General features: G+C 62.0%; 9 protein-coding genes. 1 reads left to right on the top strand and 8 read right to left on the bottom strand.

Going from position 1 to position 13,040, the window contains the following annotated elements:
- Window positions 1-29 precede the first annotated feature (29 nt).
- Window positions 30-935, bottom strand: a complete 906-nt coding sequence (gene pbpG / locus HCI85_RS07660) for a D-alanyl-D-alanine endopeptidase (protein ID WP_167143744.1) — start codon at window positions 933-935, stop codon at window positions 30-32.
- 139 nt (window positions 936-1,074) lie between these two features.
- On the opposite strand from pbpG, the gene chrA reads away from it, so the two are divergent.
- Window positions 1,075-2,418: a chromate efflux transporter gene (gene chrA / locus HCI85_RS07655; protein ID WP_167143740.1), complete on the top strand. Its 1,344-nt coding sequence runs from the start codon at window positions 1,075-1,077 to the stop codon at window positions 2,416-2,418.
- Between the two features lie 40 nt (window positions 2,419-2,458).
- Here the strand turns inward: chrA and HCI85_RS07650 are convergent, their stop codons facing one another.
- The 7 genes from HCI85_RS07650 to HCI85_RS07620 all read right to left on the bottom strand — a co-directional run bounded on the left by HCI85_RS07650 (window position 2,459) and on the right by HCI85_RS07620 (window position 13,015).
- On the bottom strand, window positions 2,459-3,805 hold the full coding sequence (locus HCI85_RS07650) for a glutamine synthetase family protein (RefSeq protein WP_176600627.1): 1,347 nt from the start codon (window positions 3,803-3,805) through the stop codon (window positions 2,459-2,461).
- A gap of 24 nt (window positions 3,806-3,829) precedes the next feature.
- Window positions 3,830-4,387, bottom strand: coding sequence for a helix-turn-helix domain-containing protein (locus HCI85_RS07645; protein ID WP_160085955.1), 558 nt, complete (start codon window positions 4,385-4,387; stop codon window positions 3,830-3,832).
- Between the two features lie 11 nt (window positions 4,388-4,398).
- The gene (locus tag HCI85_RS07640) at window positions 4,399-5,688 is read right to left on the bottom strand and encodes an NAD(P)/FAD-dependent oxidoreductase (RefSeq protein ID WP_167143734.1); all 1,290 of its coding nucleotides are present in this window, start codon (window positions 5,686-5,688) and stop codon (window positions 4,399-4,401) included.
- Window positions 5,689-5,835: 147 nt separating this feature from the next.
- The gene (locus tag HCI85_RS07635; RefSeq protein WP_090250478.1) at window positions 5,836-6,348 is read right to left on the bottom strand and encodes a fasciclin domain-containing protein; all 513 of its coding nucleotides are present in this window, start codon (window positions 6,346-6,348) and stop codon (window positions 5,836-5,838) included.
- 179 nt (window positions 6,349-6,527) lie between these two features.
- Window positions 6,528-8,180: a diguanylate cyclase gene (locus HCI85_RS07630; protein ID WP_167143730.1), complete on the bottom strand. Its 1,653-nt coding sequence runs from the start codon at window positions 8,178-8,180 to the stop codon at window positions 6,528-6,530.
- On the bottom strand, window positions 8,173-8,559 hold the full coding sequence (locus tag HCI85_RS07625) for a response regulator (RefSeq protein ID WP_167143727.1): 387 nt from the start codon (window positions 8,557-8,559) through the stop codon (window positions 8,173-8,175). Before HCI85_RS07625 ends, HCI85_RS07630 begins: the two co-directional genes overlap by 8 nt.
- Window positions 8,552-13,015 (bottom strand): PAS domain S-box protein, encoded by a 4,464-nt coding sequence (locus tag HCI85_RS07620; RefSeq protein WP_167143724.1) that lies wholly within the window; start codon window positions 13,013-13,015, stop codon window positions 8,552-8,554. Before HCI85_RS07620 ends, HCI85_RS07625 begins: the two co-directional genes overlap by 8 nt.
- Window positions 13,016-13,040: the final 25 nt, after the last annotated feature.

The raw sequence follows: 13,040 nt of genomic DNA, 5'->3' as shown, positions 1-13,040 counted from the left end.
CCGTGCTGATCTGGCTGCTTACCTGTTCGCTACTGCGTGGCGTTGGCCTGGCGCTGCGCCAGTTTCTGCTGGCGGTAGCTGATGGCCGCTGGCGGCACGGCGGTGACCTTGCCCGTTTCCAGCCAGCGCTTGAGGCGGTTGGCGTCGGCCATGTGGGTGTATTTGCCGAAGGCATCCAGCACCACGAACGCCACCGGACGGTTATTCATCACGGTATTCATCACCAGGCAGCGGCCGGCTTCGCCGGTGTAGCCGGTTTTGCTCAGCTGCACGCTCCAGCCCGGTTTGCGCACCAGGTTGTTGGTGTTGCGAAAGCCCAGGGTGTAGTTGGGTTTGCGGAACGCCTGGGTCTTTTCCGAGGTGGTGCTGAACTGGCTGATCAGCGGGTACTGGCGTGCGGCCTTGAGCATCAGCACCAGGTCGCGGGCACTGGAGACGTTGTGTTCCGACAAGCCGGTGGGCTCGACAAAGCGCGAATGCTTCATGCCCAGGGCGCGGGCCTTGGCGTTCATCGCCGCGACAAAGGCCGCGTGGCCGCCCGGGTAGTGGTGTGCCAGGCTGGCGGCGGCGCGGTTTTCCGAGGCCATCAGGGCCAGTAGCAGCATGTCGCGGCGGCTCAGTTCGCTGCCCACGCGCACGCGGGAGAACACGCCGCGCATCTCATGGGTGTCGCGAATCATGATCGGCAGCTGCTGATCCAGCGGCAGCTTGGCGTCGAGGGTGACCATGGCGGTCATCAGTTTGGTCACCGAAGCAATTGGCACCACGCTGTCGGCGTTGCGCTCGTAGAGCACCTGATTGGTCTGCAGGTCGACCAGCAGGGCGCTGCCGGCGGCCAGGTCCTGTTGTTTGGCGGGGGCGGCCTGGGTGTTCGATGCAACTACAACGCAGCTGCAGATCAGCAGCAGGCTTACTATCGAATGGCGGATTTTCACGGGGCGCTTCACGGGCAGGTTGAAGGGGATGCAGCGGCGCTCAGTATACGGAAATCTGCGTCCGGGCTTGAACGGTGCGCGCTTAAATCGTCATGGCGGCGCGTTATAGTGCGAGCGTTCTTAATGCCGCGAGTGCCCTATGTCCGAGTCGTCTACGCTCACAGCACCACCCGCCGTCAGCCTGGGCGAGGCCTTCTGGTTTTGGCTGAAACTGGGGCTGATCAGCTTCGGCGGGCCGGCCGGACAGATCGCGATCATGCATCAGGAGTTGGTGGAGAAGCGCCGCTGGCTGTCCGAGCGGCGTTTTCTGCATGCGCTGAACTACTGCATGCTGCTGCCGGGGCCAGAGGCGCAGCAGCTCGCCACCTATATCGGCTGGCTGTTGCACCGCACCTGGGGCGGGGTGATCGCCGGGGTGCTGTTTGTGCTGCCGTCGCTGTTTATCCTGATCGGCCTGTCCTGGCTGTATATCGCCTTCGGTGATGTGCCGCTGGTGGCGGGGATTTTCTATGGGATCAAGCCGGCGGTGACCGCCATCGTCATGCAGGCGGCCTGGCGCATCGGCTCGCGGGCGTTGAAGAACAACTGGTTGTGGGGCATTGCCGGCGCGTCCTTTGTCGCCATCTTTGCCTTCAATCTGCCGTTTCCGTTGATCGTGATTGGTGCAGCGCTACTCGGTTATCTCGGTGGTCGCCTGTTGCCGCAACAGTTCAGCCTGGGGGGCGGTCATGCGGCGCAGGACGCGAACTATGGCCCGGCGCTGATCGATGATGACAGCGCGCCGCTGGCGCATACGCGCTTTCGCGCATCACGCCTGGCGCTGTTGCTGGCGGTGGGGGCGCTGCTTTGGTTGCTGCCGATGGGCCTGCTGACCTGGCTGTTCGGCTGGGACGGCACGCTGACGCAGATGGCCTGGTTCTTTACCAAGGCGGCGCTGCTGACCTTTGGCGGCGCCTATGCGGTGCTGCCGTATGTCTACCAGGGCGCCATCGGCCATTACGGCTGGTTGACGCCGACGCAGATGATCGACGGCCTGGCGCTGGGGGAAACCACGCCGGGGCCGCTGATCATGGTGGTGGCGTTCGTAGCGTTTGTCGGGGCTTATCTGCAGCCGGTGTTTGGTGGCGATTCGGGTTTTGTCAGTGGTGCGCTGGCGGCAGCGCTGGTCACCTGGTTCACCTTTTTACCGTCCTTTCTGTTCATCCTCGCCGGCGGGCCGCTGGTGGAATCCACCCATGGCGAGCTGAAATTCACCGCACCCCTGACCGCGATTACTGCGGCAGTGGTGGGGGTGATTCTGAATCTGGCGCTGTTCTTTGCCTATCACGTGTTCTGGCCGCAGGGTTTTGCCGGCACTTTCGACTGGCCGTCGGCGCTATTGGCCGTAGGCGCAGCGCTGGCGCTGCTGCACTTCAAACGCGGGGTGATGGAGGTGTTGCTGGTGTCGGCGCTGGCAGGGCTGGCGTTGTATCTGCTGCGTTGAAGTCGCGCGGCCGCTGCCAAGGCAACGGACGCGCTGTTTGTTAGAGAAACCAGCGGTATTCCCGCGCGCTGACTTCCTGCATAAAAGCCAGATGGTCCTGGCGCTTGTTCTCGCAGTAGACCATCACGAATTCCTCGCCCAGGCCTTGGTTGACCACCGGATGATCGCGCATGGCGCTGACCGCGCCGAGCATGTCTTGAGGGAAGTCGATGCCGCTCTGGCGGTTTTCGTTGAGCGGGGCAATCGGCTCTTTACCGGCATCCAGGCCGTGCTCCATACCGGTGAGGATCGCCGCCAGCACCAGATAGGGGTTGGCGTCGGCGCCTGCCAGGCGGTGTTCGATGCGCAGGTTCTTGCCGTCCGATTCGGGAATGCGGATGCATGCATCGCGGTCCTCGAAGCCCCAGCTGGCGCGGCTGGCGGCGTTGACCATGGCGCCGTAGCGGCGGAAGGCGTTGTGGTTGGCGGCGAAGATCGGCATGCAGTGCGGCAGCAGTTCCAGGCAGCCGGCCACGGCGTGGCGCAGTGGTCGCTGCTGGTCGCCGTCGAGCAGGTTGTTGCCGGCGGCGTCGTACAGGCTGACATGCACATGCATGCCGCTGCCCGGTGCGTGCAAATAAGGCTTGCTCATAAAGCTGGCGCGCTGGCCGTGCTTGAGCGCCACACCACGGGTGCTGCGACAGAACAGGGCGGCCCAGTCGGCGGCGCGCAGGCCGTCGTCGCAATGGCCGAAGTTGATCTCGAACTGGCCAGGGCCGAGCTCGGCGGTGATCACGTTGGCGTCCACGCCCTGCTCATTGGCGGCGTCGACGATCTCGTGCAGCACATCGGCAAAACGCGACAGGCGTTCGATATGCATATTCGGCTGGTCATCGGCATCGCCGCACAGCGGGTCGCGGGGGAACTGCGGCAGGCCGTCCTGCAGCTTGCGATCAAACAGGTAGAACTCCAGCTCGAAGGCCACCACTGGACGGATACCGCGTGCGGCTAGGCGCTTGAGCACGCGAGCGAGTACTTCACGTGGTTCGAATTCGATCGGTGCTTGCGTGCCGTCGGAACTGATCAGCATCTGCCCCAGCGGCTGGCTTTCCCAGCGCACCGGCTTGAGCGTGCCGGGGATCAGCCGGCGCGGCGCGTCCGGGTCGCCGTCGTTGAAGCAGTAGTCGCCAATCGGGTGCAGGCCGCCCTGCACGCCAAGCAGCACGCAGTTCTGCGGGATTTTCAGCGGGCTGCCGGCGGCAACCTTCTCGAGCATGTCGATGGGGTAGCGCTTGCCGTAGAAATGCCCGGGGATGTCCAGGCTGATCAGGTCGACATAGCGCACCTCGGGGTGGGCGCTGCGGAAGGCACGGACTTCGCTGAGCAGGTCGGGGAATGCTGTTGTTATTGTCATGGTGTCTATCTGCGCGGGTCAGGTGAAGACCCAGAGCACTCGTGTGGGGGAATCGGAAAGGTTGGCGTAGCGAAACTGCGCATGCGGCGGCAGCTGGAAGCTGTCATTTGGGCCGAGGGTGACCGGCTCGGCGGCGTCGCCGTACCAGATCGTCAGCTCGCCTTCGAGGACAAAGCCGCCTTGCTCGGAGCTGTCGTTCAAATGCCCGTCGCCGCTGGTGGCTCCAGGATCCAAACGGCTTTCGAGCATGGAGAAACCGCCAGCCATGGTCGGTGAGGCGAGTACATCGGTGATGCCACCAGCGTAATACAGCGTACGGCGCTCGCCGGGACGGGTGACCCAGGGCACGTCGCGCGGCTTGCTCAGGCTGTAGAAATAGGTGGTCGGCACGCCGAGGGTTTCGCTGATCGCGGTGAGGTCGGCCACGGTCGGGCGCGACAGGCCGCGCTCAACCTGGGAGAGAAAGCCCACCGAACGGTCGATACGCGCGGCCAGCTCACCCAGGGTGAGGTTCTTGTGCTTGCGCAGGTCGCGGATCAGGATCGCCAGACCTTCGACTTCTTCCTGCATATCCATGGTCAACTTCCTTAAATGACATCGCGCAGGCGATACCAGGCCTTGCCCACGGCCTCGATCGGCGCCGCCAGCAGATCACCGCCGGGGAAGCGCGGGTTGCTAAGGCCCTGATAAAGCTCAAGCAGGTCGGCGTCACCGAGGATCGCATCGCTGACCGCGCGGGCGGCAGCCAGGGTCGGCAGGATGCCGTGGCCGGAGAAGCCCTGTAGCCAATACTTCTGCCTGCTGCGGCCGACATCCGGGGTGCGGTGCATGGTGCAGTCGATATGCCCGCCCCAGCCGTAGTCGATCTGCACGCCGCGCAGTTGCGGGAACACCCGCTCCAGATAAGGTCGTGTGGCTGCCGGCACGTCCGCGGGGATACCACCGAGGTAGGTGCAGCCGCCGCCGAACAGCAGGCGGTTGTCCGGGGTAACGCGGAAGTAGTCCGGTACGAACTGGTTGTCGATGGCGCAGGTGCCACGCGGGAACAGTGAGCGCGCCAGCTCCGGGTCCAGTGGCGCAGTGGCGACCTGGTAGGAACCGACCGGCAGCAGGCGCTTCGACAGTTGCGCATCGAGCTTGTCGATATAGGCATTGCAGGCCAGTACCAGCACGTCACTGCGCACCTCGCCGTGTTCGCTGCGCGCTACATAACCGTCCGCTGTTTCTTGATAACTCAGCGCCTTGCTCTGCTCGAAGATTTTGCCGCCAGCCTTCTCGATGGCATCGGCCAGGCCCTGGGCCAGTTTCAGCGGGTTGAGATGCGCTGCACCGCTGTCGTGCAGGGCAGCCAAGTAGCGTGGGCTGGCGATCCACTGCGGCAGTTCATCCTTGGGGATAAAGCTCAGCTGCGTATAGCCGTATTTCTGCTCGGCTTCTTCCAGGCTTTCCTGCAACTGGCGCACACGGCGCGGCAGTACGGCGGTGTAGATCGCGCCGGTGCGGTAGTCGATATCGAAGTTGTGCCGCTCGGGCAGTTCGCGCATTTCCTCGGCAGCCCAGACCATGCTGTCCCACAGGCGGCGGGCGCGCTCCAGGCCTAATGCCTTCTCGAACGGCGGCATATCGCAGGACCAACCCGGCAGCGCCTGACCCCCGTTGCGCCCGGAGGCCGCCCAGGCCAGTCGACTGGCTTCCAGCAGCACCACCTTCTTGCCCGCCAGGGCCAGGCGCAGCGCCGTGTGCAGCCCACTGAAACCACCGCCGATAATCAGCACATCGCATTGCAACGCTTCCTGAAGGCGCGGGCGTAGCGGGATGGCGCCGGGGTAGGTGCCGGCGTAGTAGGTGCCGATGTGCTGGGCGGATTGTTTGAACATGGCGCGCCTCATGAAATTTTATTTAAATAATTTCATGAAAATCTACGCGATAAATTTCACAAAGCCAAGTGTGGCTACATCTCATCGGTCCGCCAACAAAAAAGCCGACCCTAAACAGGGTCGGCTTTTGTGCAGCGTTGGTGCGGTTTACTTGGGCAGTACGACTGAGTCGATGACATGGATCACACCATTACTGGCTTCAATGTCGGCACTCGTGACGGCTGCACCGTCGACGGTCACGCCATTGCTGGTGTCCAGCGTCAGCTCACCACCTTGTACAGTTTTCAGGCTGGTTTTCCCGGCCAGGTCAGCGGCCATCAGCTTGCCGGGTACGACGTGATAAGTGAGCACGGCGGTAAGCTTTTCCTTGTCGGCCAATAAAGCATCGAGGTCGGCTTTAGGGATCTTGGCAAACGCCGCGTCAGTGGGGGCGAAAACGGTGAAAGGGCCTTCACCTTTGAGGGTTTCAGCAAGGCCGGCGGCGGTTACAGCGGTCACCAGGGTGTTGAATTGGCCGGCGGCAACCGCGCTGTCGACGATGTCTTTCTTGTCACCGTGCATGTCGGCGAATGCTGGCATTGCCGCGAATGTCAGTGCGGCAGTTGTGAGCATGAGCGTGCGCTTGAGGCGTTGAGTGGTCGAAGTCAGTTGGGCAAACATAAAAATCTCCTGATACAGGGTTATTTGTTTTGCATAACCTTTGTACAACAATATGCCGCAGAGTTCAGGCTTCGACATGATTTGTAAAGCTTGTCTGGCGAGCAGGCGCAGCCCATCCCGGCTGAGCGTTGGCCAGGGGTGTGAGGTTTTGGCAGGTCGAGAGGGCTGTTCGACGGCGGCTATCGCACTTGATTGCGTCCGCCGTGTTTAGCGGTGTAGAGCGCGCGGTCGGCCTTATCCAGCAGGTCGTCAGCACTTGCCGGTGCATCATCGGTGGAGGCAATGCCGGCGCTCAGCGTGACCGAGAATTGCTGGCCGTCGGCGATAAAGTGCAGGTCGGCAAAGCGCTGGCGGATTTCATCAAGAATCCGTAAGGCTTGATCGGGCGGGCAGTCCGGCAGCACCACGAGGAACTCTTCGCCGCCGTAACGTCCCAGGCTGTCGATGCGCCGCAGGCGCTGGCGCAGCAAGTTGGCCAGGGCACGAATCACGTTGTCACCGGCGGCGTGGCCGTAACTGTCGTTAACCTTCTTGAAGAAATCGATATCGAGCATGGCCACGCTGGCGGGTTTGCCGCTGCGCTGTGCACGTTCCAGCTCGACTGCCGCCTGCTCTTTGATGTCGGCATGTTTGAGTAGCCCGGTGAGGCTGTCGCGCGACAGCGCATTGCTCAGCAGGCGCGCGCGCTGGGCGCGGGAGAACACGGCGGCGACCAGGGCGTTGTCGGAAATCGGTTTGGTGACGAAGTCATCGCCGGCTTTGATCAGTGCGTTCATCTGCCGGTTGATATCGGTTTCCGCCGACAGGTAAACGATGGGCACACGCAGCCAGTCGTCGTTCATGCGGATGATCTGCGCCAGCTCGGGACCGGTACAGCCAGGCATGCTCACGTCCAGCAGCACCACCTCGGGGTTGAAGCTGCGCATGCGGGCGAAGATATCGGCCGGTTCGTGAAGCATCTCCACCAGCATATTGGCGCCGCGCAGAATCAGGCTGAAGCGGCTGGCCAGCTCGCGGTCATCATCGATGATCAGCACCCGGTACGGTTCCCCCTGTTGCTGGGCAAAACAGCGCTCCAGGCGGTTTTCCAGTTGTGGGATGTCGACGGGTTTGGTGAAAAAACCCATGGCGCCAACGCGCACGGCTTCAAGGTAGGTGGCGAAATCGTCCTGGGTGGTGATCACCAGCAGCGGCAGCGGTTCATCCAGGCGTTGTTGCAGGCTGGCGGCATATTCCAGGCCGGTGAGGCTTTCGTCAGGCAGGTTGACGTCGACGATCAGCGCATCGGGCAGTTGTTGTTGCAGTGCGTGGTCGAGGTCGGCGATATGGCTGAAGTGTTCGGCGTGATAGCCGAAGTTGTTCAGTGTCAGGCGCATGTTTTCGCCAATCGCCAATTGATCTTCGAGGATATAAATGCGCCGCGCACTGCTGTTCGGCCGTGGCGGTTTGACTGCGCGGGTGGCGGCTTCCTGCCCGCGTTCTGCTTGAAACTGCTGAAGTGCGAGTTGCTGCAGGCTGTGGCTGAAGTCCTGCAGGCTCTGTTGTTCCTTCTGCAGGGTTTCCAGCCACTGATCGGCTTCCTGTTCCAGCTCGCGGGCGCGTTGGCCCAGGCTGCTGAAACCAAAGGTGCCAGCGGCGCCGGCCAGTTTGTGTAATTGGTCGCGCAGGCTTTGCAGGTGCTGCAGCTGCTCCTGCGGGTCGGCGGCGTGCAACAGGCGTTCGGCGTTCTGTGCGAGGGCGGGCAGTTCTACCTGCAGGCGCACGGCGAAGGCGTTGCTTAACTGCTGCAGGTGTTGCTGCAGTTCATCAGCGGTGCTTTTGCCTTTACTCATGGGCCAGGCTCCAGATCTGGCGCACCTGGGCGGCCAGCTGCATCGGGTCGAAGGGTTTGATGATCACATCGCGGGCGCCGAGGCTGCGGTAATGGGCGATTTCCGCCGGTTGCACCTTGGCGGTCATAAAGGCCACTGGCACCTGGTTGATGTCGATCAGCCGGGCGATCTGCGCCAGGGTTTGCGGGCCGTCCATGTCCGGCATCATCACGTCCAGCAGGATAAAGTCCGGGGCAAAGCTCTGCAGTTGATCCAGGGCGTCCTGGCCAGATGAGCAGCTGAGCACCTGAAAACCGCCCACTGCTTCCAGCGCGAGCTTGGCCACGGCTTGGATGGAGGGGTCGTCTTCCACGTGCAGAATACGCTGTAGCTCAGACATGCCGGGTTTCCTCAGGGCTGGCTTCTTGGGCCAGGGTAGTCAGTTCAAACCAGAAAGTCGCGCCATGACCGGGGCTTGAGTCGAAACCGATGTGACCGTTCATCCGCTCGATGATTTCCTTGCTGATTGCCAGGCCCAGGCCTGTGCCGCCTTTCTGCCGGGTATCGGTGGCATCCGCCTGGGAGAATTTGCTGAAGATGCGCGCCTGGAAATTCTCTGGAACACCGGGCCCGTGGTCGGTCACGCTGACGCGAACGCGCGTGCCCTGTTCGTGCACGCGCACATCAACGGTCTGGCCCTGCGGTGAGAACTTCGCGGCATTGGACAGCAGGTTTGCCAGCACCTGAGCCAGGCGCAGTTTGTCGACACGCACGCGGGTCTTGATAGGCAGGTCGTGTAGCTGCAAGTGCACCTGATAGTGGCTGGCGTAAGGCTGGTTTTCTTCAATGGCCTGTTCCAGCAGCGGTTGCAGTGCTTCGTCCTGTAGTTCGAAGAGCATCTTGCCGGCCACCAGTTTTTCCATGTCGAGCAGGTCATTGATCAGCAAGTTGAGGCGTTGGCTGTTGTCCTGAGCGATCTGCAGCATCTGTTGCATGCCCGCCGGCACGTCGCCCAGCGCGCCGCCATTGACCAGACCTAGGGAGCCGGCAATCGCGGTCAGTGGCGTGCGCAGTTCATGGCTGACGGTGGAGACGAATTCGTTTTTCATCCGCTCAATGCGTTTGCGCTCTTCAATATCGCGGATGACCGCAATAAAGCGCCGCTCACCCTGGTGGCTGATCTGCGAAATCGCCAGCTCAATAGCGAAGCTCTCGCCATTCTTGCGCAGGGCGGTCAGCTCGATTTCCTTGCCCAGAATCTGCTGGATGCCGGTTTTCAGGAAATGGTTGAGGTAGCGGGCACGCATTGAGCGTTGCGGCTCAGGCAGCAGCAGGGTGGCCCGGTGCCCGGAAACCTCCAGGTGGCTGTAGCCGAAGATGCGCTCGGCGGCGTGGTTGAAGGTTTCGATATAGCCCTGCTGGTCGATGGTAACGATTGCGTCGAGCACGTTGTCGAGCAGGGTGCGCAGGTAATCTTCGCGCTCACGGATGGCCATTTCGGCGGCGATACGTTCGTTGAAGTCCTGGATCTGCACCACGAAGTGCACCGGCGCATCGTTGCTGTCGCGTACCAGTGACACGCTCATCAGCACCCAGATAATCCGCCTCTGGCTATCCAGATAGCGCTTCTCCATCTGATAGGTACTGATCTCGCCGGCCAGCAGCTCTTCGATATGCTGCAGATCGGCATCCAGGTCGTCAGGGTGGGTGATCTGCTGAAAGTTGCTGCGCAGCAGCTCTTCGCGGCTGTAGCCAAGCATCTCGCAGAGCACTTCGTTGACCTCTAGCCATTGCCCTTGCAGCGAGACCAGCGCCATGCCCTGGGGCGCGGTGCTGAAGGCGCTGCTGAAACGCTGTTGACTGAGGCGCAGCTGGTCTTCCACGGCCTTGCGGTCGCTGATGTCCCAGATGAAGCCGGAAATCCATTGCAACTCGCCGTGGCTGTCGTATTCGCCGCGGCCCTTTTCCCGTACCCAGACGCTGCGGCCGTCGGCATGCAACAGGCGGTAGGTCAGTTCGAAGGACTCCTTACGCTCAATCGCAGCCACTGCGCGGTAGGTGATCGGCAGGTCATCCGGGTGCACCACGCTGGAGAAGCTGCGCACGCGGTTGTTGATAAAGTCGTGGGCAGGGTAGCCGCTGAGCGCATAAATCTCCTCGCTCAGGTAGCTCATTGACCAGTTTTCGTCATTGCGGCAGCGGTACACCGCGCCCGGTAAATTGCTGACCAGACCGCGAAAACGACTTTCACTCTTTTGCAGGGCGCGGGTGGTCATGTGCTGGTCATTGATGTCGCTGGCGATGCCCAGGTAACCGGTGATCACGCCCTGTGTATCACGCATGGTGCTGACGGTGAGGTTGACGATGCGCAGCTCGCCGTTTTTACGGCGGTAGGTCCACTGGCGGGTTTCCGGCTCGCCTTGGTCGGGAACGCGGGTGAATACTGCAAAGCCGCTGACGTCCGTGCCCAGCTGGCGAGTCAACTGCTGGCCGCGCGCCTGAATTTCCTCGGTCAGGTGGAACAAGGCTGGGGTGTGGCGGCCAATGACTTCGGCGCTGCGATAACCCAGCAGGCGTTCGGCGCCGGAGTTGAACAGGGTAATCAGGCCGTCGGTATGGGTGGTGATGATGCTGACCCCGGTCGCAGAGTCGAGCACTGCCTGCAGAAAGCTGCGCGCTTCGCGGGTCTGTTCTTCATGGCGCATGCGCTCCAAGGTGGCGCCGACCCAGCGGGCGAACAAGCGCATAAACTCTTCATCGGCCTCATCAAAGGGCGTCGCGCGCGCCTTGCTGGACGCGAAGCACAGGGTGCCGAAGCGCTGACCGGTGACCCAGATGCTGGTGCCGATATAGCTTTCCAAGGCAAACAGCGGGTAACAGGGGTGGGCGGCATGTTCACTCTGGCCCATGGCTGCAATGGCGACTACATCATTGCTGCGCAGGGTAATGCTGCAATAGGTGTCACCGAGGACGAAGCATTGACCGTCCTGCAGGGTGTCGGGCGGCGACACTTGAACCCTGACCTGGTAGGTGTCCGCCTCGATCTGGCTGATGATGCCGATTGGCATGTCATAGAATTGTGCACCCAGTTGCAGGGCCTGGCGCAGTTGTTCGTGGCTGCTCAGCTTAGGCAGTGCAGCAATTTCATTGAGCGCGCGCAAGGCTGCTTGCTGACGCTGCATATGTTGCTGGGTCTGCATGCGTTGATGGTCGCGGCGCAGGGCTTCGAGCAGCTGGCCGAGGGTGGTCAGCAGCGGTTGCAGTTGCGTGGCGAACTCTTCGTCGTAGCCACCTTCGCGGTTCGCTAAACCGAGCATGCCACGCAGCTCGCCGTTGGCATGAATGGGCAAGCCGGCAAATGCCAATAGCGGCGGGTGACCGGGGGGTAATCCGGCACGGTTCGGGTGATTGGCCGGGTCGTTGCTGATCAGTGCATGACCACTGCGGATCACCTGGCCAAACAGGCTGTTGAGGTTGCGAAACTCCAGGCCTTGCGGCGCATGGGCGGCGAAGAACGCGCTGCTCTGGGCATCCCAGGCGATATTGCTGATGGCGAATGTACGCAGGTAGGGCGCACCGGCTTCGTCACGACGGATTTCGCCGATAAAGCCGAACTGACTGGCACTGACTTGCAGAATACGGCCGAGCAGCGTTTCGAAGGATTCTCGCTGATTGTCGGCATTGATATAGGCCGCCTGCGTTTCGGTGATTAACGCCAGTAGCTGGCGCGCCTCTTCGCTTTGTTGGTGCTTGGCCTCTAGTTCAGCATTGTGGCGCTGAATAAACCGTTGGCTGCTGTGACGGGTGGCCCGGAGCAGCAACAGCAACAGCATTTCGGCGGCCAGCCAGGCCAGTAACCACTTGGCCACCAGCCAGTGGTTGTCGCGCAGGTGCAGGCTGTACAGCGTGGTGATGTCACGCCAGCTCAGGACGGTAACGCTGCTTTCGGGGTTGGTCGGCTCGCCCTGGTAGTCATTCAAGTGCACCTGGTTGAGCAGGTAGGTGCGGCCGCGGTCCTCCAGCAATGTGAAGGTATTGCCTGCGTCTGGGGCGGGCAGGCGATGCTCTGCTTGCCAGTGTTGTATCTGCACCTGTGAGAAGCCCGCCAGGTGCCAGTAAGCGTGCGGTGTCGCCGTAGCGTTGCGCGCGTCGTCGCGGCTGGCGGACGTTTGAATCTGGCGTTTGACCAACAGGGCTACGCCGGCATCTAGCTCACGGTCCAGCTGTGGCAAGTTATTCAATACATCCAGGCTGACCTCCAGCGCGCCGACATTCATGCGACCGTCAGGGGTGTCCACCGTCAATGGCACAATGGCGCGCATGCTCAGGGCGTCGCCATCCACCGTAAGGCCTGCCTTGGCGGCACCTTCGCTCAGGCTGTCGAGCAACATGGGGCGCTGCGCGCTGGGGAAGTCGGCAAACGACTGCGGTTCATGTACACGCAGCAGCACTTCGGCCGAAGGAGCCAGGTGGATCGAGAGGTTAAACGGGCGAATGCCTTGCAGGTTGCGCCAACGCGGCGCAAGGCGGGTGTAGAGCTGGTCGCGGATAGCGTTGAGGTGTTGTCTGTCTGCGGGCACACCGCCTGTTAGCTTCTGGGCCTGGCGCACCAGGTCCACCAGCCAGGCGTCGGCCGCGAAGGTTTCAGCGAGTAGCTGCGCCTGTTGCTCCAGCTCATGCTGGCTGTTGTACAGGGTGAGGCGTTGCAGCTCATGCTGTTTGGCGATTTGCAGGGTCCACAGGGTTTCCCGCTCGTTCAGCGCAATACCGCCGAGCACGCTGAAAAGCAGCGCCAGGCCCAGGCTACCCAAGCCGACAATCCCGTGGATGGCGTTGAGTTTGAAGGGTTTAAACATCCTTCAACTCCGTCATGCGTCTAGC

Origin of the sequence: Pseudomonas sp. OTU750018, assembly GCF_011636575.1 — a bacterium.
GTDB classification, from domain to species: Bacteria; Pseudomonadota; Gammaproteobacteria; order Pseudomonadales; family Pseudomonadaceae; genus Aquipseudomonas; species Aquipseudomonas peli.
The sequence above is the reverse complement of the archived record's forward strand: the minus strand, read 5'-3'. Positions and strand labels throughout refer to the sequence as shown.

Bases quoted from the DNA above. Each gene is read 5' to 3' on its own strand.
- chrA (WP_167143740.1), top strand. From the start codon at position 1,075: ATGTCCGAGTCGTCTACGCTCACAGCACCACCCGCCGTCAGCCTGGGC.
- HCI85_RS07645 (WP_160085955.1), bottom strand. From the start codon at position 4,387: ATGGATATGCAGGAAGAAGTCGAAGGTCTGGCGATCCTGATCCGCGAC.
- HCI85_RS07640 (WP_167143734.1), bottom strand. From the start codon at position 5,688: ATGTTCAAACAATCCGCCCAGCACATCGGCACCTACTACGCCGGCACC.
- HCI85_RS07635 (WP_090250478.1), bottom strand. From the start codon at position 6,348: ATGTTTGCCCAACTGACTTCGACCACTCAACGCCTCAAGCGCACGCTC.
- HCI85_RS07630 (WP_167143730.1), bottom strand. From the start codon at position 8,180: ATGAGTAAAGGCAAAAGCACCGCTGATGAACTGCAGCAACACCTGCAG.
- HCI85_RS07625 (WP_167143727.1), bottom strand. From the start codon at position 8,559: ATGTCTGAGCTACAGCGTATTCTGCACGTGGAAGACGACCCCTCCATC.
- HCI85_RS07620 (WP_167143724.1), bottom strand. From the start codon at position 13,015: ATGTTTAAACCCTTCAAACTCAACGCCATCCACGGGATTGTCGGCTTG.